This window comes from Streptomyces sp. NPDC051214 (assembly GCF_040682375.1).
GTDB lineage: Bacteria > Actinomycetota > Actinomycetes > Streptomycetales > Streptomycetaceae > Streptomyces.
This window is the reverse complement of sequence record NZ_JBFBAT010000027.1, coordinates 63,466-82,487: the sequence shown is the minus strand read 5'-3', so window position 1 is coordinate 82,487 and position 19,022 is coordinate 63,466. Positions and strand designations below refer to the sequence as shown.

The following is a 19,022-nucleotide window of genomic DNA, read 5'->3' as shown; positions in this document are numbered from 1 at the left end:
AACGCCGCCCGCATACGCTCCACTTCATGTACGTCCACGCTCCTCAACATGCTCTTGATCAGCGCAAACGGGAAGACCTAACGGAGTCCTACTAGGGGTGGGTTCTTGACTGCTGCGCCGTCGTGGCTGGTCGCGCAGTTCCCCGCGCCCCTTTGGGGCGCCCTGGGACCGGCTCTTTGACTGCTGCGCCGTCGGGGCTGAGCGCGCCGTTCCCCGCGCCCCTTCAGGGCACGGGCCTACGTGTGTTGCATGATCAGGACGAATGTCGTGCCTGGCTCCAAGGCCTCGTAGGCGTGGGGGACGTCTCCTCGGTAGGACATGTAGTCACCTGCCGACAGCTCCACCTGTTCGTCGCGGGGGCCCGCCAGGAGGCGGCCCGTGCTGACCACCAGGTGTTCCACCGAGCCGGGGATGTGCGGGTCGGACTCCCGGGCGGAGCCCGGTTCCATCGCCCCGTGGTAGATGTCGCGCCGTACCCCCGCCGGCCCCGCCGACAGCAGCGTCCCCGCGTACGAGGCGCGCTCGGCGTGCATCGTCGGGCCCTGCCCCGCCCTGATCACCGTCACCTCCGGTGCGGGTGACTCCACCAGCACGCTGAACGGCACCCCGAGCGCCACCGCCAGGGCCCACAGCGTCTCGATGCCGGGGTTGCCCGTGGCCGCCTCCAGCTGGGACAGCGTCGACTTCGCGACCCCCGCGCGTTTCGCCAGCTCCGAGAGGGAGAGCCCCGCCTTGGCCCGCTCCCGGCGCAACGCGGCCGCCACCCACTCGCGGGGCAGCCGGGACCGGGCCGTTCCGCCGCCCTTGCCGTCAGTCATTCCGTGCCGCTCCCTCGCCAGTTCGTTCGCCCTAGCGGACGTTTCGTTCGCCTTGACGAACGACTCCCACTGCGCCCATCCTACGACGTATGCGTTCGCCACACCGAACAGACGACCCACCCAACCGAACGAACGACGGATTCGTACGCTTCTCCCACCTCCCCCGCGGTGTTCTGCGCGACATCGCCCTCGTCTGGCTGGCCGACGCCGTCGTCGGGGTCTCCTTCGGCGCGATCGCCGTCGCGGGCGGCCTGCCGGTCTGGGTGCCGGTCCTGATGTCGCTGCTCGTGTACGCGGGCTCCGCCCAGTTCAGCGCGGTCGGGATTCTCGCGGCGGGCGGCGGCCCGGTGGCCGCCGCCGCGACCGGCCTGCTGCTCAACTCCCGCACGGCGGCGTTCAGCCTGGCCGTCGCCGACAGCCTGGGCCGGTCCTGGGCGGCGCGGTTCCTCGGCGCGCACCTGATCACCGACGAGACGGCGGCCTTCGTCCTGGCGCAGCCGGACCAGAAGCGCCGCAAGGCGGCGTTCTGGATATCCGGGCTGGGCCTGTTCGCCGTCTGGAACGTCAGCGTGCTCGGAGGCGCGCTCGCCGGTTCCGTGATCGGCGACACCGCCCGCTTCGGTCTGGACGCCGCGTTCCCCGCGGTGCTGCTCGCCCTGGTGCTGCCCGCCCTGCGCGGCGACAGCATGACGCGGCGGGCCGCGGCTGCCGGTGCGGTGATCGCGGTGGCCGCCGCGCCATGGCTGCCTGCCGGGGTGCCGGTACTCCTCGCCCTCCTCGGCCTCCTCGCGGCGCGGCGCGGACCGGGCCGTCCCACACGCCCTCCCCGCCCCTCCGAGAGGAGCGCCTCATGAACGCCTACCTCGCCTGCGTCCTGGCCCTAGCCGCCGGAACCTACGCCTTCCGCCTCGCGGGCCCTTTGCTGCACGGGCGGGTCGAACTGCCCGCCCGCGTCCAGGAGTTGCTGGCGGTAGGCGCGGTAGTCCTCCTAGTGGCCCTGCTCGCCACCGGAGCCCTCACCGAGGGCCACGACTTCGCCGGCTGGGCACGGCCCATCGGCGTACTGGCGGCCGGCGCCCTGGCCTGGCGGAAGGCCCCCTTCGCCGTGATCGTGATCGGCGCGGCAGCCACTACGGCGCTGCTGCGGCTGGCGGGGGTTTCGTAGCCGCGGGCTCCGGCCGGCTGCTTCTGCTCGCCACATCACCCAGGGCCACGGCTTCGCCGGGTGGGCGCGGCCCGGCGGCGCACGGGCGGGCGGCGCCCTCGCCTTGCGGAAGGCTCCCTTCGCCGGCGCTGCTGCGGCTGGAGGGGGTCGTAGCCGCAGGCTCCGGCCGAGCCCGGCTGGCTGCTCCTGCTCGTCGCGCTGCTCGCCGCCGGAGCACTCACCACGGTGTCCTGGCCTGGCGGACCCCTTCGCCGTGGTCGTGATCGGCGCGGCAGCGACTACAGCGCTGCTACGACTAGCGGGCGTTGGCGGCGTCCTCGCCCGGCGGACGGCTACCTTCGCCGTCGGCGTGTTCGGTGCGGCGGCGGCTACGGCGGGGGTGTTGTAGCCGTGGGCTCCGGATGGGTGCCCGTCGGCTGCCTCGTCCCGCTCCTCCCGTACAGCTCCTCCACCAGCTCCGCGTACCGCTCCGTCACCGCGTGCCTTCGTACCTTCAGGCTTGGTGTGAGCAAGCCCGTTTCCACCGTGAAGTCCTCGTTTAGCAACGCGAAGTCGCGGATGCGGGCCGGGCGGGAGGACGTCGCGTTTGCCGCGTCCACCGCCTCTTGGATCAGGGCGCGGACGTGCGGGTCCTGGGAGGGGCGCTCGGTCAGCTCCACACCTTTCCGGGTCGCCCAGCCGCCGATCTCCTCCGCGTCCAGCGTGATCAGGGCCACCGGGTAGGGGCGCTTGTCGCCCACCATCACCGCGCGCGACACGAAACGCGACTGCTGAAGGGCCAGTTCGCTGAGGGACGGGGTGAGGTTCTTGCCGCCCGAGGTGATGATCAAGTCCTTCTTGCGGCCGGTGATGCTGAGATAGCCGTCGGCGTCCAGGGCACCCAGGTCGCCGGTGTGCAGCCAGCCCTCGGCGTCCACCGCGTCACGCGTGGCCGCCGGGTTCCCGTGGTAGCCCGGGAAGACCATCTCGCCCCGGGCAAGGACCTCCCCGTCGTCGGCGATACGGACCTCGCAGCCCTCGACAGGGCGGCCCACCGTCCCGTACCGGACCGCCCCGGGATGGTTCAGGGTGATGACGCCGGCCGACTCCGTCATCCCGTACCCCTCGTAGACCCCGATCCCGCAGGCCCGCAGGAAGTCGATGACGTGCGGCGCGATGGGCGCGCCACCCGTCAGGGCCCACCTCACACGGCCCCCGAGCGCCTGCCTGACCAGTCCGTACAGGGCCTTGTCCGCCTCCTCGTACGCGTCCCGGAGTTCGGGCGGCAGGGCGCCGTCCGCCGCGAGGACCCCGATACGCACCGCCTCCTCGAACCGCTCGCGGCCCCCCTCCTGGGACTCCGCGAGGGACAGCACCACCGAGTACACCTTCTCGAACAGGCGCGGCACGGACGGCAGATGCGTCGGCTTCGCCTCCGCCAGCTCGGCCACGACGTTCTCGATCTTCCCGCCGAAGAAGCACAGCTCACCGCCCTCGATGAGGGTCGTGAACTCGATGAGCTGGGCCAGGAGATGGGCGAGGGGGAGATAGAGATACGTCGAGTCGCCGGGGCCCGCCTCGATCAGGGGGAGGGTGGCGGACTGTACGGCGCCGAGGTTGCCGTGGGTGAGGAGACAGCCCTTGGGCAGGCCGGTGGTGCCGGAGGTGTAGATGATCGTGGCGAGGTCGGCAGAAGCCCGGCCCCTGGAGCGTTCCAGCAGGGCGTCGGCCGCCGCTTGCGGGGTCGTGTCCGGGGTTGCCTCCGGTGCGCGGCCTCCCTCCGTTCCCTCGCTCCCCTCCTCCCCCTCCGTCATCAGCAGCACGTGCCGTACGCCCGGCAGCCCCGGCCGCAGGCGTTCGATCTTCTTGGCCTGCGCGGCGCTCTCGCAGAGCACCACCGAGGCGTCGGAGTCCTTGACGACCCACTCCACCTCCTCGTCCCCCGCCGTCGGGTAGACGGGGACGACCACCGCGCCCGCCGCGAACACGGCGAAGTGGGCGTACGTCCACTCGGGGCGGGTCTCGGCGAGGATCGCCACGCGGTCGTCCGGGCGCACTCCGACGGATAGGAGCCGCACCCCGAACTCACGCACGCGCGTGCGCAGTTGCTCGTACGAGACCTCCTCCCACGCCCCGCCCCCGGACTTGAAGCGCAGGGCCGGCAGCTTGCCGTGGCGGTCGGCCGCCCACTCGGTGAGCACGGCCAGGGTCTCGGGACGCTCCGTGGGCTGCATGCGTACGACGCTAGGGACAGTGCGGGCCCGCGGGGGATGGCGGGAAGCGTCAGCGGAGTTGGCCGCGGAGCTCAGCCCACCCCCCAGCCCGCGGACGCACCACAGACGCATCACAGACACACCGCAGACCCTCTGAAGATCCTCAAAACCCTTGTTGACCCCGGGGCCCCGGCACCAGTATCCCTAGCAAGACTGCCGCCAGACCGCCCCTGACCAGGGCGGAGTCGCCCGGCGTCAGCCATCGCTCCGCGATGGACAAGAAGGGGGAACATGACCCATGGAGACCACTTTCAAGGCCTCGTTCATGGTGGCCGTCGCCGTGCAGATCGTCCTGATCGCCGTCCTGATCTTCCAGGTCTGGCGCAAGGAGCGGCACGGCAGCACGGCACCGCTGGTGCTCTCCGGCGATGACGCGCTGGCCGGTGCCGCACTGTTCGGAGGCGCGATGACCCTCACCGCGCTGCTCTCCGACGGCTGGAGCGGGATGTCGACCACCGACACCCTGCTGTACGCGGTGACGTTCGGCATCGTCACCGCGGGATTCGCGACCTACCTGCGCCGAGCGGACAAGAGGCGGCCCGAGTACGGACGCATCGCCTTCCTGCTGCCCGTCGGCTTCGGCGTGCTCGCGGGCCTGGCCGGCGTCTGACCGCAGCACGCGGGCCTGGCCGGCGTCTGACGGCAGGACGCGGGGCTGGCCGGCGTCCGACCGTCCCACGCGGGTCAGCCCGGCATCCGATCGTCGGAGTTCGAGAGGGCCCGGTACGGGGAAGGAACCCCCATGCCCAGCCGGACCATCACCGTCCACCACGTCCGCGCCATGCTGCACGGCGCCGAGCGCCACGGAATCGACACCGTCCCGCTGCTCCGCACCGCCCAGATCCCCCCGCTGCTCCTCGGCGACGACCGGGCCCGCATCACCGAGGTGCAGTTCGCCCGCCTCTTCCGGGAGCTGTACCGCGCCACCGGCGACGAGTTCCTCGGTCTCGGCTCGGCGGTCAGCAGGCCCGGCACCTTCGCGATGATGTGCCACGCCTCCCTCGGCTGCCGTGACCTGGGCGCCGCTATGGAGCGGGGCGTCACCTTCTACGGGCTGTTCTCCGACGGCCCCGACCTCACGCTGGAGCACCGCGGAACGGGCAGCGCCGTCTTCGCCGTGCGCAACGACCTCGAACGGGACTACTTCCTCGCCGAGTGCCTCGTGATCATCTGGCACCGCCTGTGCAGCTGGCTGATCGGCCGCCGCATCCCGCTCCACTGGGCCGAGTTCGGGCACCCCCCGCCCCCGCACAAGGACGAGTACGGGCTCCTCTTCGGCTGCCCGGTCCGCTTCGGAGCGCCGCGCACAGGGGCCGGGTTCGACGAGCGCTGGCTGGACGCGCCGCTGATCCGGGACGAGGCGGCGCTGGAGGCGATGCTGGGCCGCGCGCCGTTCGACCTCCTCTCGCGGCGCGAGTACGGGACGACGGTCGCCGAACAGGTGCGGCGCGCCCTGGCCCGAGCGCTGCGCACCTCGCCCCGCCTGCCCTCCCTGGGCGAGATCGCCGCCCGCCTCGCGGTGAGCCCCGCGACGCTGCGCCGCCGCCTGGCCCAGGAGTCCACCTCGTACCAGCAGTTGAAGGACGCCGTCCGGCGAGACGCGGCGATCGCCGGGCTCGCCGAGGGGACGGAACCCATCGCCGAGCTGGCCGCGCGGCTCGGCTTCTCCGAGGACACGGCCTTCCACCGCGCATTCCGCCGGTGGACGGGGACGACGCCGGGGGCCTACCGCTATGAGAACCGGGGTCAACAAAGCTGAGCGCTCCCGCCAGCGCCGGACTTACCCACCAGTCACTACGGTCGTCGCCTGCACACCCCAGCCATTGAGGACCGTACTGAGGACTGTTGGGAGAGCCGCATGCACGTTCGTTCCAGAGCACGAACCGGAGCACGAACCAGCGCACGAACCAGCGCAAGGGCCCTGGCCGTGGTGGCCGCGCTCGGCCTCTCGGTCATCACCCCGGTGACGGCCCAGGCCGCACCCACGGACACCACCGCCCCCGGAGACATCGTCAGCTCCGCGCCGAGCAGCTTCCACCCGCTGCCGGGCCAGCCGACCCACACCAAGGCGTGGAAGATCAACTACCGCTCGACGACGGCGAAGGGCGAGCCGAACACCGTCTCCGGCACCGTCATCGTGCCGCAGGACGGCAGGAAGGGCCCCCGCCCCCTCATCACGTACGCCGTCGGGACGATCGGCATGGGCGACCACTGCGCCCCGAGCGCGGGCTTCCCCCGCGGGACCACCCTGGAGGCCAACCTCATCCAGCAACTCACCCTGCGCGGCTGGGCGGTCGCCGTCACGGACTACGAGGGCCTCGGCACCCCCGGCGACCACACCTACACGGTCGGCAGGGCCGAGGGGCACGCCATGCTCGACGCCGCCCGCGCCGCGATCCGCCTCCCGGAGGCGGGGCTCGGCGCGGACACCCCGGTCGGCGTCATGGGCTACTCGCAGGGCGGGCAGGCGGCGAGCTGGGCGGCCGAGCTGCACGGGTCGTACGCCCCCGACCTGAAGGTCAAGGGCACGGCGGCCGGTGGCATCCCGGGCGATCTGACGCGGGTGGCGGACTTCAACGACGGTTCGTACGGCTCGGGCCTGATCTTCATGGCCGCCATCGGCCAGAACGCGGCCTTCCCCGAGCTGAACCTGGAGTCGTATCTGAACCCCGCGGGCAAGAAGCTGATCGGCACGCTGCGGAACAGCTGCGTGGCGGACGGCGCCGTGCTCGGCTCCTTCAAGAAGATCGACGACATGACCGTGAAGAACCCCCTCGACCAGCCCGACTGGCAGCAGCGCCTGCGCGAGTCGCAGGTCGGCACGCGGGCTCCGGACGCGCCGGTGTACCAGTACCACGTGATCACCGACGAGCTGATCCCGTACGGCGTCGGCAAGCAGGTCCGCGAGGACTGGTGCGCCAAGGGCGCGAACGTGGAGTGGCACACCATCCTGCTGGGTGAGCACGTCTCCGGGGTGATCACGCAGTCGCCGCTGGCGGCCAACTGGCTGGCGGACCGGTTCGCGGGAAAGCCGGCGCGCGGGAACTGCTGACCGGCCCCCCAAGGGCTGACGGCGCGCGGTGGCTTCGGGAAGCCACCGCGCGCCGCTGAGCTCACCCGGCCGCCGTCCGCTCCACCGGAATCCACAGCTCCGCGTCCGCGTGCGTACCGTCGTCCGAGAGGCGGGTCCGCAGGATCTCCGGACCCGGCCTGCTCTGGTACGGGTTGGACGGGAACCACTGGGTGAACACGTCCCGCCACATGTTCTGGAGCGTCTGCGGGAACGCCCCCGCGCTCTCGAAGACCGCCCAGCTCCCGGCGGGGACGGCGAGGGCGTCCATGTCGTCGGGCACCTCGCTGTCCGCGCCGCTCACCACGCCGTGCCAGTAGTCGAGTTCGGTCCCCTCGGCGCGGCTCGCGTCCAGCTTGTCGCTCACCGAGACGACGCCCTCCGGCTCCTGACCCGACCCGTCCGACAGGCTCTCGATGCGTTGCAGCGTCTCCCGTCCGAGCCCCCGGATGAACGTGGCGATGTCCGGGTTCACGCCCTCGTGCACGAGCGGGACGCGCGCCTTCCTGCCGACGACACGGAACGCGTCCTTCTCGATGACCTTGTACCGCATGCTGCTGTTCCCTTCGACGATGAGGCGGAAGGACATCCGTGGCTGGGACCGCAGCGTCGCGCCGCCCCGCCTGGCCTCACCGGGGCCGACCCCGTGCATCCCGCGGAACGCCCGCGCGAACGCCTCGCCCGACGAGTAGCCGTAACGCACGGCAACCTCCAGGAGCGTCCGCTCCCCGTCGAGCACCTCGGCCCCCGCGACGGTCAGCCGCCTGCGCCGGATGTACTCCGACAGCGGCATCCCCGCCAGCGCGGAGAACAGCCGCCGGAAGTGGTACTCCGACGTCACCGCCGTCCGCGCCAGGTCGGCCACGTCGATCCGCTCGTCGAGATGGGCCTCGATCTGCTCCATGGCCTGGTTCAACCGCTCCAGCACCCCGGACTCCTTCCCTTGCACACCTCACGCTAGGAAGAGTCCACCCTGCCGGACCCGACATCCTGTGCCCGCTCCGGTCGGCTCCCCGCCCGGGGCCTCACGTACGAAGCTCGGCCCACACCGTCTTGCCGATCCGGCGCTCCGCGACGCCCCACGTCGCGGCGATCGCTTCGACGAGACGCAGCCCTCGGCCGGTCTCCGCCTCGGGGTCATCCAGGCGCCGCAGCTCCGGGACGCGGTCGCCCCGCGCGTCCACCACTTCGATACGCAGCGTGCGCGTCGACTCCGCGTAGAAGAGCCGGAGCTCGAAGTCCCTTCCGGGTACGTGGCCGTGCGTGACCGCGTTCGCCGCCAACTCGGCGGTGATGTGCGCTGCCGCGTCGGACAGGTCGCTGCCGTGCGGAATGCCCCAGGCTTCCAGCTGGTGGGCGGCGAGGCGCCGGGCCAGGCGGGCGCCTCTACGGGTGGAGCTGAGGCGCTGCGCGAACTGCATTCGGGGGGTGGTGATTTGGGATTTCATGTCACTGAGCGTGGTCGGTTGGCTCTACGCTGACCAGGTACGACGCCGCGACGGAGCGTAGCTGTATGAGTGCGGGCGGCTGTGTGTATGAGAGGTCGACCGTAACCATGCGAGGGCGGTGCGGAGTATGACCAACGCGGACCATGAGCAAAGGCCGGAGCGTCCCTCGGAAGCGGATGGCACGGCACATCTCTTCCGAGCTCTGGGCAAACAGATCAAGGTGCTGCGCGAGAGGGCCGGGTTGAGCCAGAAGGAGCTTGGGGCCGCTGTCCATTGCGGGGAGGCGTTGATCTCAGCGATGGAGCGCGGGGTTCGGACTCCACAGCCGGACTTCCTGCTCAGAACCGATGAGTTGCTTGACGGTCGAGGTCTTCTGGCTGCTGCTGTGGATGACGTCCGAGAGGCCCAGGCCAAGGCTCGAACTCGGCACCCGGAGTGGTACCGGAAGTATGCCAACCTGGAAGCCGAGGCTATTGAGCTGCACGACTACAGCAACCAGGTCGTTCACGGCTTGCTCCAGACCGCGGACTACGCACGGGCGATCTTCTCGCAGCGACGTCCCTTCCTGGACCCGGAGACCATCGAAAAGCGAGTGGCTGACAGGCTCGCTCGACAGCAGATCTTCGAGCGCTGGCCAGCCCCCGTGTGCAGCTTCATCATGGAAGAGGCCGCGCTCCAACGGCCGATCGGTGGGCGCACCATTCATGAGGGTCAGCTGCGACAGCTTCTTCGTGCGGGGAGGCACCGCTCCATTGAGCTACAGGTGATGCCGACCGATCGCGAGGAGCATCCCAATGTGGACGGCGTGTTCACACTGCTGACGAGCAAGTCACGACAGCAAGTGGCTTACACAGAAGTCCAGGGGTACCCGCGGCTGATCACGGAGATCGAGGAGGTCAGGCTCATTACCGCCCGCTATGGCATTCTTCGCTCGCAGGCTCTCAATGTCCGGGAGTCTCTGGTTCTCATCGAGTCGATGCTGGGAGAACGATGAACACAGAGCAGCTCCACTGGTTCAAGTCCAGCCACAGCGGCGGCGAGGGCGGCTCGTGCATCGAAGTCGCCTACACCTGGCGTAAGTCCAGCCACAGCAGCGGCGAAGGCGGTGCATGCGTGGAGGTATCCCCCTGCCCCCACGCCATCCACGTACGCGACTCCAAGAACCCCGAGGGCCCCAACTTCACTGTTACGCCTACCGCGTGGACCACTTTCATCGCCCAGGCGGCGGCAACTCATCCCACCTGCTGAGGCTCCCCGTACCACCGCCACGACGTACGTCGTTCCTGGCCCGGCAGCTCGCCCCGACCCGTCGCCCAGAGCAGTGTCGGCCACGGTTCCTGGTCCGTCGGGGCGTCCGGGAACAGGCGGTGGAGTACGCGGGCGCACACGTCGGCGGGCGGGGTCCACTTCAGGCCCAGGCCGTCGGCGAGGTCGTACGTGTGGACCAGGGTCTCCACGACTCCCATCGCCGCGAAGCCCTCCGGGTCCGAGATGCCGAAGCCGTGGTACGAGCGGGTCGTCGGCGGTGCCGTGCGCGCCATGGCGATCAGCAGGGCGCCGCTCGACTCCAGGACCTGGAGCAGTCCGGCGGGGCCCGCCGCCCTGTCCGCGTGGATGGCGTTGGAGGGGCCGCCGGGCCTGCGGGGCTCCCAGATGAAGGGGACCTCACCGTCGAGGGGCGGCTGCCTCGGGCCGAGCTGCGCCGCGTAAGCGAAAAGATCGTCGGCGAGGTGTTCCACCGTCTCCCAGCAGTCCCACTCCAGGGTTCCCGCCTTGCCGTCCCAGGCGGTGGGGGGTGCCTCGCGGAGGGTGGCGAGGGCGAGCTGGACCACCTGGTCGAGGTCGTCCGGGGTTATGGGACCGGGGGCGGGGGCATCTTGTTCGGCTTGTCGGCGCATAGGCGAACGGTAGCCGTGGCCGCCGCGAACGTCAGTCCTCCTCCTCCACCCCGCACGAGCTGCCGGTCCTCGGCATCTCGCCGTACAGGAGGAATCCGTCCACCTTCTCGCGCACGCACTTCGAACCGGCGTACCCGGTGTGTCCGTCGCCCTTGTTGTCCAGGACGATCGCCGAGGAGCCGAGGCGCTTCGCGGTCTCCTCGGTCCAGCTGTACGGCGTGGCCGGGTCGCCCCGGGTGCCGACGAGGAGGAAGTCGGGGCTCTTGACGTCGCGTACGTCGTCGCGGATGTAGTCCGTGCCCGCGGGGCGGCCGAAGCAGAACAGCACCGGCATCAGCATCGACTGACCAAAGATCGCGGAGGTCGACTCGAAGTCCTTCTGCAGCTTGCCCACTTCCTTTTCGAGGCTGTCCGCGTCCGGGCGGTCCGGGTCGTCCGCGCAGTTCACGGCCATGAGCGCGGCGGCCATGTTGTCGGCGGGGATGTCGTGCGGGGCCTTGACCTGCTGCTCCAGGGAGCCGCTCATCCGCAACAGCGCCCTGGGATCGCCGTCCGCGAGGAGCGCGCCGAGTGCCTGTGAGAGCGCGGGCCAGGACTGCCTGCTGTAGAGCGCCTGTCCGAGTACGTCCACGACGTCCTGGCCGGTGAACTCCGCGCCGTCCGACGACTGGAGCGGATACGTGTCGAGCCCCTTGATCAGCTCGACCATGTTGCCGCGTGCCGCACGTGAGTCGGTGCCGAGGACGCAACCCGGGTTGCCGGTGCACCACTTGACGAAGTTGTCGAGGGCCGTCTGGCGGCCCTCCGCGCTCACCAGGGCCTGCTCGGCGACGTCCTCGGTCAGCGTGTCGACGCCGTCGAGGACCATCCGCCCGACGTTCTTCGGGAACTGGGCGGTGTAGACGGCGCCGAGCCGCGTCCCGTACGAGAAGCCCAGGTAGTTGAGCTTCTTGTCGCCGAGCACCTGGCGCATGACGTCCATGTCGCGCGAGACGTTGACGGTCCCGACGTACGGGAGGACGGGCCCGGAGTTCTTCTTGCACTCCTCGGCCATCTTGCGCATCTCGTCGAGTACGGCGCCGGGGTCGTCGGAGTCCTTCTGCATCTCCGGCTCCCGCGCCTCGGCGTCCCCGCAGCTGACGGGCGAGCTCTCGCCCACGCCGCGGGGGTCGAAGGAGACCACGTCGTATCCCTTGCCGAGATACTCGAACTCCTTCTGCGAGCTGAGGAGCCCGGAGACTCCGGCGCCGCCGGGGCCTCCGAAGTTCAGGAGGAGGGAGCCGCGGGGCTCGCCGCTGGACTTGACGCGGATCATGGCGACCTTGACCGTGCCGCGCCCCGGCTTCGCGTAGTCGAGGGGGACGGTGATCTTGCCGCACTGGACGTTCTTGTCCTTGGCCGCGGGCGTGGCGCCGAGGTCGGCCATGAGGCCCGCCCCGCCGTCCTCGCAGGCGCCCCACTTGATCTTCTGGTCGTAGAAGCGGGAGAGGTTGGGCGTGGGGGTGGGTGAGGGCTCGGACGAGTCCTTGGGCGAGGGCTCGGACGCCGACGTACGCCCGGCATCCGTGCCGGGGCCCGGCAACCAGGCCCCTGTCCCCACGACGGCCAGCGCTGTCACGCCGGCGAGTGCAACAGCTCCACGCACGGCAACCTCCCTGGGTCTGCCCCTCGATCACCCTAAGCGCGGGGCGACGGCCTCGCCCGTCCAGGTGACAGGGAGTGACTTCCGCTACCGTGCGTAAAGCTTCTCGATCTCCTCGGCGTAGTCCCGTTCGATGGCGTCGCGCTTCAGCTTCAGGGACGGCGTCAGATGGCCGCTCTCCTCGGTGAAGTCCACCGGCAGCACGGCGAACCGCCGGATGGACTCCGCGCGCGACACGAGCTTGTTGGCCTCGTCGACGGCGCGCTGCAGGGTCTCGCGCAGATCGGAGTCGTCCGCGAGGCCGGGGCCCGTGTGCGCCTTCTTCTTCATGCGGCACCAGTGCGCGATGCCGTCCGCCTCCAGGGTGATCAGGGCGGTGATGTAGGGCCGGGCGTCGCCGACCACCATGCACTGGCCGATCAGCGGGTGGGCGCGCAGCCAGTCCTCCAGCGGGGCGGGCGTCACGTTCTTGCCGCCGGTGGTGATGAGGATGTCCTTCTTGCGCCCGGTGATGGAGAGGTATCCGTCGGCGTCCAGGGCGCCGATGTCGCCCGTGGCGAACCACTCGCCCCGCGCGGGCACCGCACGGCCCGCCTGCCCGTCCCAGTACCCGCCGAAGACCTGCCTCCCGGCGAGCAGCACCTCGCCGTCGTCCGCGATCCGCACGCGGGTGCCGGGCAGCGGCCAGCCCACCGTGCCGAGCTTCGGCTTCAGCGGGGGCGTCACGGTGGCCGCGGCGGTGGTCTCCGTCAGGCCGTAGCCCTCGAAGATCTCGATGCCGGCACCCGCGTAGAACGCGGCGAGGCGGCGCCCCAGCGGTGAGCCGCCGCAGATCGCGTACCGCACCTTGCCGCCGAGGGCGGCGCGGATACGCCGGTAGACCAGCGGGTCGTACAGCGCGCGGGCCAGCCGCAGCTTGAAGGAGGGGCCGGGGCCCGTGCCGTGCTGCTGCGCCTCGAGCGCCTCGCCGTAGCGGACGGCGATACGGGCCGCGCGGTCGAAGGAGGAGGCGCGGCCCATCTTCTCGGCGGTGGCGCGCCCGGTGTTGAAGACCTTCTCCAGGACGTACGGGATGGCGAGCAGGAAGGTGGGCCGGAATCCGCTGAGGTCCGTGAGCAGGTCCTCGGTCTGGATGCTGGGCGCGTGCCCGAGCCGCACGCGGGCGCGCATGCAGCCGATGGCGACCATGCGTCCGAAGACGTGGGAGAGCGGCAGGAAGAGCAGTGTGGAGGCGGGCTCTTTGCTGACGGACTTGAAGACGGGGTGGAGCAGTTCGATGGCGTTGTCGACCTCGGCGAAGAAGTTGCCGTGGGTCAGGACGCAGCCCTTGGGGCGACCGGTGGTGCCGGAGGTGTAGATGAGCGTGGCGACGGAATCGGGCTTCAGCGCGGCGCGCCGGGCGTCCACTTCATCATCGGAGATGCCCGCCTGCCGGCCCAGCTCGGCGAGGCGCCGTACGTCCCCCTTCTCGAAGGACCACAGGTGCTCCAGGTCGGGCATCCGGTCCCGTTCGGGCCCGAGCGAGGCGGCGAGCGCCGAGGTCTCGACGGCGAGCGCGACGGCGCCGGAGTCCTGGAGTATCCACCGGGTCTGGTAGGCGGAGGAGGTCGGATAGACGGGGACGGTGACGAGCCCTGCCGCCCAGCCGGCGAAGTCGAGCAGCGTCCACTCGTAGGTCGTACGCGCCATGATGGCGAGCCGGTCCCCCGGGGCAAGCCCTTCGGCGATCAGCCCCTTGGCAACGGCGAGGACTTCCCGGGCGAAGTCCTCGGCGGACACGTCCCACCACCGCCCGTCATCACCTTTCCGGGACAGCACGGCTTCGGCGGGCGCCTCACGGGCGTTGTCGAAGGGAATGTCGGCGAGGGACCCACTGACGGTGACCGCCGCGAATGCCGGCACGGAAACTTCTCGCACGGCCCCGTCGAGGTGCCGCAGGTGGGGTTCGACGAGGGCGGGCTGGGGGCCTACGGGGGGCTTGGGGGGCATGGGGGCGGCTCCTTAGCGGGGGGGCGGCTTGTTCCGGAAGGCCGGGAAGGGGCGGCGGGGGTTCGGGGGGGACTCGGGGGATTCGGGGGGGACTCGGGAGATTCGGTGCGGGGAAGCCGCCGGCGGGTTCGTTTTAGTCGCGTTGCAGGATTGCCGTCACGCCCTGGCCGCCCGCCGCGCAGATCGAGATCAGGCCGCGGCCGGGCCTGCCTCGCTCGGCGAGGAGCTTCGCCAGGGTGGCGATGATCCGTGCGCCCGTGGCGGCGAAGGGGTGGCCCGTGGCGAGCGAGGAGCCGGCGACGTTGAGCCGCTCCCGGTCCACCACGCCCAGGCCCCGCTTCTCCCACGCGGCCAGCGTGGCAAGCACCTGCGAGGCGAACGCCTCGTGGATCTCGACGAAGTCGAAGTCCGCGAGCCCGAGCCCCGCCCGCTCCAGCATCCGCGGCACGGCGTACGCGGGCGCCATCAGGAGCCCGTCCTCGCCCCCGGCGACATCACCCCCGACGAAGTCGACCGCGGCCGTCTCGTACGCGGTGAGGTAGGCCTGCGGCTCCAGACCGCGCGCCCCCGCCCACTCCTCGCTCGCGAGCAGCGCCACGGCGGCGCCATCGGTCAGGGGCGTCGAATTCCCGGCCGTCATGGTCGGGTTGGCCCCCGCCACCCCGAACACCGGCTTCAGCTTCGCCAGCTTCTCGACGCTCGACCCGGGCCGCAGATTCTGATCCCGCTCAAGCCCCCTGAACGGCACGACGAGCCCGTCAAGGAGCCCCCTGTCGTACGCGGCGGCGAGCCGCTGATGGCTGGTGGCGGCCAGTTCGTCCTGTGCCTCGCGCGTGACGCCCCACTTCTGCGCGGTCACTGCGGCGTGCTCGCCCATCGAGAGCTTGGTGCGGGGCTCCGCGTTGCGCGGGATGTCGGGCACGAGATGCGAGGGCCGTACGCGGGCGAGCACCTTGACCCGCTCCCCCGCCGTCTTGGCGCGGCGCGCGGCCAGGAGAATTTTCCGCAGGGAGTCGTTGACGCCGAGCGGGGCGTCGCTCGCGGTGTCCGCGCCGCCCGCAACGGCGGACTCCGTCTGCCCCAGCATGATCTTGTTCGCGGCGGCGATGACGGCCTGCAGGCCGGTGCCGCAGGCCTGCTGGATGTCGTACGCGGGTGTGGTCGGCGCGAGGCGCGAGCCGATGACGGTCTCGCGGGCGAGGTTGAAGTCCCGGCTGTGCTTGAGCACGGCGCCGGCGACGAACTCCCCTACGGCGCCGTCTCCCTCGAGGCCGTAGCGCTCGACGAGCCCGTCGACGGCGGCGGTCAGCATCTCCTGGTTGGACGCGGTCGCGTACGGGCCGTCGGAGCGCGCGAAGGGGATGCGGCTGCCGCCGATGACCGCCACGCGGCGGGTGGTGGGCAGTTTCATGTCTCGACCAGCTCCTGACCCTTGAGTAACCTTACTCTGAAGTAAATTTACGACCGAGCTGGGAGTTGGACAATGGCCGACCGCTATCTGAACTTCACGGGCACCGCACCCGGCCGCTTCCTCACCCGAAGGCTCGGTCTGCCGCAGCCGTCGGCACTGCGCCGCTGGACGCCGGAACGGCCGCACCTGGAGGGCGAGTTGCTACTCCTGACGGCGGGCGAGTCCGCCCACGCGGCGGACCTGCCGCCGGTCCTCGCGCGCACAAACCTGCGCGTAACGTCCCGTTCCTCCCGTCCCACGGCGATCGTGGTGGACGCAACGGGCATACGCGACACTCCCGGCCTCGCCCTCGTGCACGCGGCGCTGCACCCCGTGGTGCGGTCGGTGGCGGAGAACGGGCGTGTGGTGGTGCTGGGCGCGGCCGCGGCCGTCTCGGCGTCGGGCCAAGGGGTGGGCGTGGGGGTGGACCACCACCAGGCGGCGGCGCAACAGGCGTTGGAGGGCTTCGTACGCTCCCTCGGCAAGGAGCTGGGCAAGGGCCGCACGGCGACGCTGGTCCGCATGCGCTCGGCGGCCGGGGCGGAGTCGACGCTGCGTTTCCTGCTCTCGCCCAGGTCGGCGTACGTGAGTGGCCAGGTGATCGAGACGGGGGAGGCGGGGGAGACGGGGCTCGTTGAGGGGGAGGGCCTTGATCTCGGGTGGGAGCGGCCCCTTGCCGGCCGCACGGCGCTCGTCACCGGAGGGGCGCGGGGGATCGGCGAGGCCGTGGCGGAGGTGCTGGCGCGGGACGGTGCGCGGGTGGTCGTCATCGATGTGCCGTCCGCGCAGGCGGACTTGGTACGGGTCGCGGACCGGCTCGGCGGTACGGCGCTGCCGCTGGACATCACGGCGGACGACGCCGGTGAGCGCATGGCTTCGGCGCTGGCCCCCGGCGGTCTGGACATCCTCGTCCACAACGCGGGGATCACGAGGGACCGCAAGCTGGCCAACATGCCGGCCGACCGCTGGAACCCGGTCCTGGACGTGAACCTGACGAGCGTGCTGCGGACGACGGACGCGTTGCTCAAGTCCGGGACGTTGAACCGGGGCGGGAGCGTTGTCGCCACGGCGTCGATCGCGGGGATCGCGGGGAACGTCGGCCAGACCAACTACGCGGCGAGCAAGGCGGGGATCATCGGTCTGGTGCGGGCTCTGGCGCCGGGGGCGCTTGGGGAGTACGGGGTGCGGGTGAATGCGGTGGCGCCGGGGTTCATCGAGACGAAGATGACGGCGGCGGTTCCGCTCTTCATCCGGGAGGCGGGGCGTCGGATGAATTCCCTTGGGCAGGGCGGGCTGCCGGTGGACGTCGCGGAGACTACGGCTTGGCTCGCCTGCCCTGCTTCGGCCGGCGTCAACGGTCAGGTGGTCCGGGTCTGTGGGCAGAGCCTTCTGGGGGCGTAGGGCTGGCCCTTTCCCCCCACCCACCCGCCCGATTGCCCCGCGGCGTGCCGCCCACCGAACAGGCTTTTCCCGCCCACCCGCCCGAGCACCCCGCAGCGTCCCCTTACCGAACAAGCTTTTCCCGCCCACCCACCCGATTGCCCCGCAGCATCGCCTCACCGAACGAAAGGACCCCATGCTCGCCCCCCTCCTCCTCCGTGGCGCCCTCCTGTCCCCCCTCAAGCGGCCCACTGCCGACGCCTCGCTTCCCTCCTCGCGGCCCACCCTCAGTGGCATACGGCCCAGCAGCGAGCACCTCGGCGCCTACAACCGTCTCTGCGGGTATCGCACCGGCCCGCGCACCCTCCCCCTCACCTACCCCCACGTCCTCAGCTTTCCGTTGGCCATGCGGCTCATGTCCGCCCGGGGGTTTCCGTTGCCGTTGCTCGGGCTCGTTCATACGTCCATCGAGATCGATCAGCAGCGCGCCCTGACCACTGCCGATGAGCTTGAACTCTGCGTATACGCGACCCAGTTGACCCCTCACCATCGCGGCACCGAAGCCACCGTCGTCACCGAGGCGCGTGTCGGTGGAAGCACCGTGTGGACGTCCAGCAGTACCTACCTGGCCCGGCACCGCACCGAGACCGGCGCCCCCGCCAAGGCACCTCTCGACAGCACCCCGCTCCCCGTCCTCGCCGAGTGGTCTCTCCCCCGTGACCTCGGCCGTCGCTACGGCGCCGTCTCAGGCGACCGCAACCCCATCCACCTGTACCCCCTGACCGCCCGCCTGCTCGGCTTCCCCCGCGCCATCGCCCACGGCATGTGGACCGCGGCCCGCTGCCTCGCGGAGTACGGCACGCCCGAATCCGCCCACGTACGCGTCGACTTCAAGGCGCCCGTGCTGCTCCCCGGCACGGTGACGTACGCGGCCGAGGGCGCGGACTTCCAGCTACGGGGCGCCGGCGACCATTCCCACAAGACCCACCTCACCGGAACCGCGACCCTCCGCTGAGCGCCGCACGGCTACGGCACCCACCGCCGCCCCTCCATCAGCTCCCCGAGCCCCGCCCACGCGAAGTTCATCAGCGTCGCCGCCGCCTCCTTCGCGGACACCGACGCGTCCCCGTTCGCCCAGCCCGCGAGCGACTCCGCCGCCCCCACCAACGCCTGTGCGAGCCCCGCGACCTCACGCTCCGCCAGCTCCGGCTTGCGGTGCGCCTCCCGTGCCGCCTCCGCGATCAGTGACGTCACGAACGCCACGATCTCCTCGCGCATCACGGTGACCTCGGCGGCGAACGGCTCGCCCTGCGTACGCGCCTGGTGGTGCAGAACCACCCACGCGTCTGGCCGCTCCGCGGTATGCGTGAAGAAGGCCCGCAACCCGGCCCACAACTGCCGGTCGGCGGGCCCGCCCCCGCTCACCCCGTCCCGCACCGCCGCGACCAGCGCCGCGGCCTCCCGCCGGATGCACGCAGTGAACAGCTCTTCCTTGGAGTTCAGATACAGGTACACCAGCGGCTTCGAGACCCCCGCCACCTCGGCGATCTCGTCCATGGAAGCCGCCCGGTACCCCCGCTGCCCGAAGATCCGCACGGCCGCGTCCAGCATCTGCTGCTCGCGCACGGCCCTCGGCATCCGCTTCTGCCGCTTCCCCACCGTGGTCCCCGCGCCCCCACCGGCCGCCCCGGCCTTCATGTCGCCCACCCCTGCGCCCGCCTTCCACACAACTTGTGCACAGAAGGGCCAGCCTACGGTCCACCCCCTGGCGCCACGCGGCGCCACCTGATGCCACCTGATGCCATATGGCACTGCATGGCGCCACGTGGCACCACCGAGCGCCATCGAATCCCCCGCCCGAGCCCCCACCCCCGCCCTGGCGCCACGATGACGCACACCACCCTTCCGGG

At 71.1% G+C, this 19,022-nt stretch carries 18 protein-coding genes; 9 read left to right on the top strand and 9 right to left on the bottom strand.

All coding sequences use genetic code 11. The features are described 5' to 3' along the window. Nucleotides 1-236: 236 nt before the first annotated feature. Nucleotides 237-818, bottom strand: coding sequence for an XRE family transcriptional regulator (locus tag AB0M70_RS41565; protein ID WP_365828958.1), 582 nt, complete (start codon nucleotides 816-818; stop codon nucleotides 237-239). A gap of 89 nt (nucleotides 819-907) precedes the next feature. Between AB0M70_RS41565 and AB0M70_RS41560 the strand changes: the two genes are divergently transcribed. Beyond that, nucleotides 908-1,672, top strand: coding sequence for an AzlC family ABC transporter permease (locus AB0M70_RS41560; RefSeq protein ID WP_365828956.1), 765 nt, complete (start codon nucleotides 908-910; stop codon nucleotides 1,670-1,672). Beyond that, nucleotides 1,669-1,983, top strand: a complete 315-nt coding sequence (locus AB0M70_RS41555; RefSeq protein WP_365828954.1) for an AzlD domain-containing protein — start codon at nucleotides 1,669-1,671, stop codon at nucleotides 1,981-1,983. Before AB0M70_RS41560 ends, AB0M70_RS41555 begins: the two co-directional genes overlap by 4 nt. A 368-nt stretch (nucleotides 1,984-2,351) precedes the next feature. Here the strand turns inward: AB0M70_RS41555 and AB0M70_RS41550 are convergent, their stop codons facing one another. Then, nucleotides 2,352-4,196, bottom strand: coding sequence for a long-chain fatty acid--CoA ligase (locus AB0M70_RS41550; RefSeq protein WP_365828952.1), 1,845 nt, complete (start codon nucleotides 4,194-4,196; stop codon nucleotides 2,352-2,354). Nucleotides 4,197-4,473: 277 nt separating this feature from the next. Here AB0M70_RS41550 and AB0M70_RS41545 point away from each other — a divergent pair, with 277 nt between their 5' ends. The 3 genes from AB0M70_RS41545 (at nucleotide 4,474) to AB0M70_RS41535 (ending at nucleotide 7,287) form a co-directional block, all read left to right on the top strand. Beyond that, nucleotides 4,474-4,845, top strand: coding sequence for a hypothetical protein (locus AB0M70_RS41545; RefSeq protein ID WP_365828950.1), 372 nt, complete (start codon nucleotides 4,474-4,476; stop codon nucleotides 4,843-4,845). A gap of 132 nt (nucleotides 4,846-4,977) precedes the next feature. Continuing rightward, a complete protein-coding gene (locus AB0M70_RS41540; protein ID WP_365828948.1) occupies nucleotides 4,978-5,994 on the top strand; it encodes an AraC family transcriptional regulator in 1,017 nt (338 codons plus the stop codon). Nucleotides 5,995-6,162: 168 nt separating this feature from the next. Then, nucleotides 6,163-7,287, top strand: a complete 1,125-nt coding sequence (locus AB0M70_RS41535) for a lipase family protein (RefSeq protein WP_365828946.1) — start codon at nucleotides 6,163-6,165, stop codon at nucleotides 7,285-7,287. 61 nt (nucleotides 7,288-7,348) lie between these two features. On the opposite strand, the gene AB0M70_RS41530 is transcribed toward AB0M70_RS41535, so the two are convergent. Together AB0M70_RS41530 and AB0M70_RS41525 are read right to left on the bottom strand one after the other, a co-directional pair. Beyond that, nucleotides 7,349-8,233 (bottom strand): AraC family transcriptional regulator, encoded by an 885-nt coding sequence (locus AB0M70_RS41530; RefSeq protein ID WP_365828944.1) that lies wholly within the window; start codon nucleotides 8,231-8,233, stop codon nucleotides 7,349-7,351. 97 nt (nucleotides 8,234-8,330) lie between these two features. Further along, the gene (locus AB0M70_RS41525; protein WP_365828942.1) at nucleotides 8,331-8,753 is read right to left on the bottom strand and encodes an ATP-binding protein; all 423 of its coding nucleotides are present in this window, start codon (nucleotides 8,751-8,753) and stop codon (nucleotides 8,331-8,333) included. Between the two features lie 127 nt (nucleotides 8,754-8,880). Between AB0M70_RS41525 and AB0M70_RS41520 the strand changes: the two genes are divergently transcribed. Both AB0M70_RS41520 and AB0M70_RS41515 read left to right on the top strand, forming a co-directional pair. After that, the gene (locus AB0M70_RS41520; protein WP_365828940.1) at nucleotides 8,881-9,747 is read left to right on the top strand and encodes a helix-turn-helix transcriptional regulator; all 867 of its coding nucleotides are present in this window, start codon (nucleotides 8,881-8,883) and stop codon (nucleotides 9,745-9,747) included. Further along, nucleotides 9,744-10,001, top strand: coding sequence for a DUF397 domain-containing protein (locus tag AB0M70_RS41515; protein WP_365828938.1), 258 nt, complete (start codon nucleotides 9,744-9,746; stop codon nucleotides 9,999-10,001). The genes AB0M70_RS41520 and AB0M70_RS41515 overlap by 4 nt, the downstream gene beginning before the upstream one ends. Here the strand turns inward: AB0M70_RS41515 and AB0M70_RS41510 are convergent. The 4 genes from AB0M70_RS41510 to AB0M70_RS41495 form a co-directional block, all read right to left on the bottom strand. Next, entirely contained in the window at nucleotides 9,986-10,651 is a 666-nt protein-coding gene (locus AB0M70_RS41510; protein WP_365828936.1) for a maleylpyruvate isomerase N-terminal domain-containing protein, read from the bottom strand. The two genes, AB0M70_RS41515 and AB0M70_RS41510, sit on opposite strands and share 16 nt — an antisense overlap. A gap of 31 nt (nucleotides 10,652-10,682) precedes the next feature. Further along, the gene (locus tag AB0M70_RS41505) at nucleotides 10,683-12,296 is read right to left on the bottom strand and encodes an alpha/beta hydrolase (protein ID WP_365828934.1); all 1,614 of its coding nucleotides are present in this window, start codon (nucleotides 12,294-12,296) and stop codon (nucleotides 10,683-10,685) included. Between the two features lie 84 nt (nucleotides 12,297-12,380). Continuing rightward, complete coding sequence (locus AB0M70_RS41500; protein ID WP_365828932.1) at nucleotides 12,381-14,282, bottom strand: AMP-binding protein; 1,902 nt, start codon at nucleotides 14,280-14,282, stop codon at nucleotides 12,381-12,383. Nucleotides 14,283-14,415: 133 nt separating this feature from the next. After that, complete coding sequence (locus AB0M70_RS41495; RefSeq protein ID WP_365828930.1) at nucleotides 14,416-15,693, bottom strand: acetyl-CoA C-acetyltransferase; 1,278 nt, start codon at nucleotides 15,691-15,693, stop codon at nucleotides 14,416-14,418. A 72-nt stretch (nucleotides 15,694-15,765) separates the two neighbouring features. On the opposite strand from AB0M70_RS41495, the gene AB0M70_RS41490 reads away from it, so the two are divergent. Together AB0M70_RS41490 and AB0M70_RS41485 are read left to right on the top strand one after the other, a co-directional pair. Next, the gene (locus AB0M70_RS41490; RefSeq protein ID WP_365828928.1) at nucleotides 15,766-17,133 is read left to right on the top strand and encodes a 3-oxoacyl-ACP reductase; all 1,368 of its coding nucleotides are present in this window, start codon (nucleotides 15,766-15,768) and stop codon (nucleotides 17,131-17,133) included. 175 nt (nucleotides 17,134-17,308) lie between these two features. Then, nucleotides 17,309-18,127 (top strand): MaoC/PaaZ C-terminal domain-containing protein, encoded by an 819-nt coding sequence (locus AB0M70_RS41485; RefSeq protein ID WP_365828926.1) that lies wholly within the window; start codon nucleotides 17,309-17,311, stop codon nucleotides 18,125-18,127. Nucleotides 18,128-18,138: 11 nt separating this feature from the next. Here the strand turns inward: AB0M70_RS41485 and AB0M70_RS41480 are convergent, their stop codons facing one another. After that, the gene (locus AB0M70_RS41480) at nucleotides 18,139-18,810 is read right to left on the bottom strand and encodes a TetR/AcrR family transcriptional regulator (RefSeq protein ID WP_365828971.1); all 672 of its coding nucleotides are present in this window, start codon (nucleotides 18,808-18,810) and stop codon (nucleotides 18,139-18,141) included. Nucleotides 18,811-19,022 lie beyond the last annotated feature (212 nt).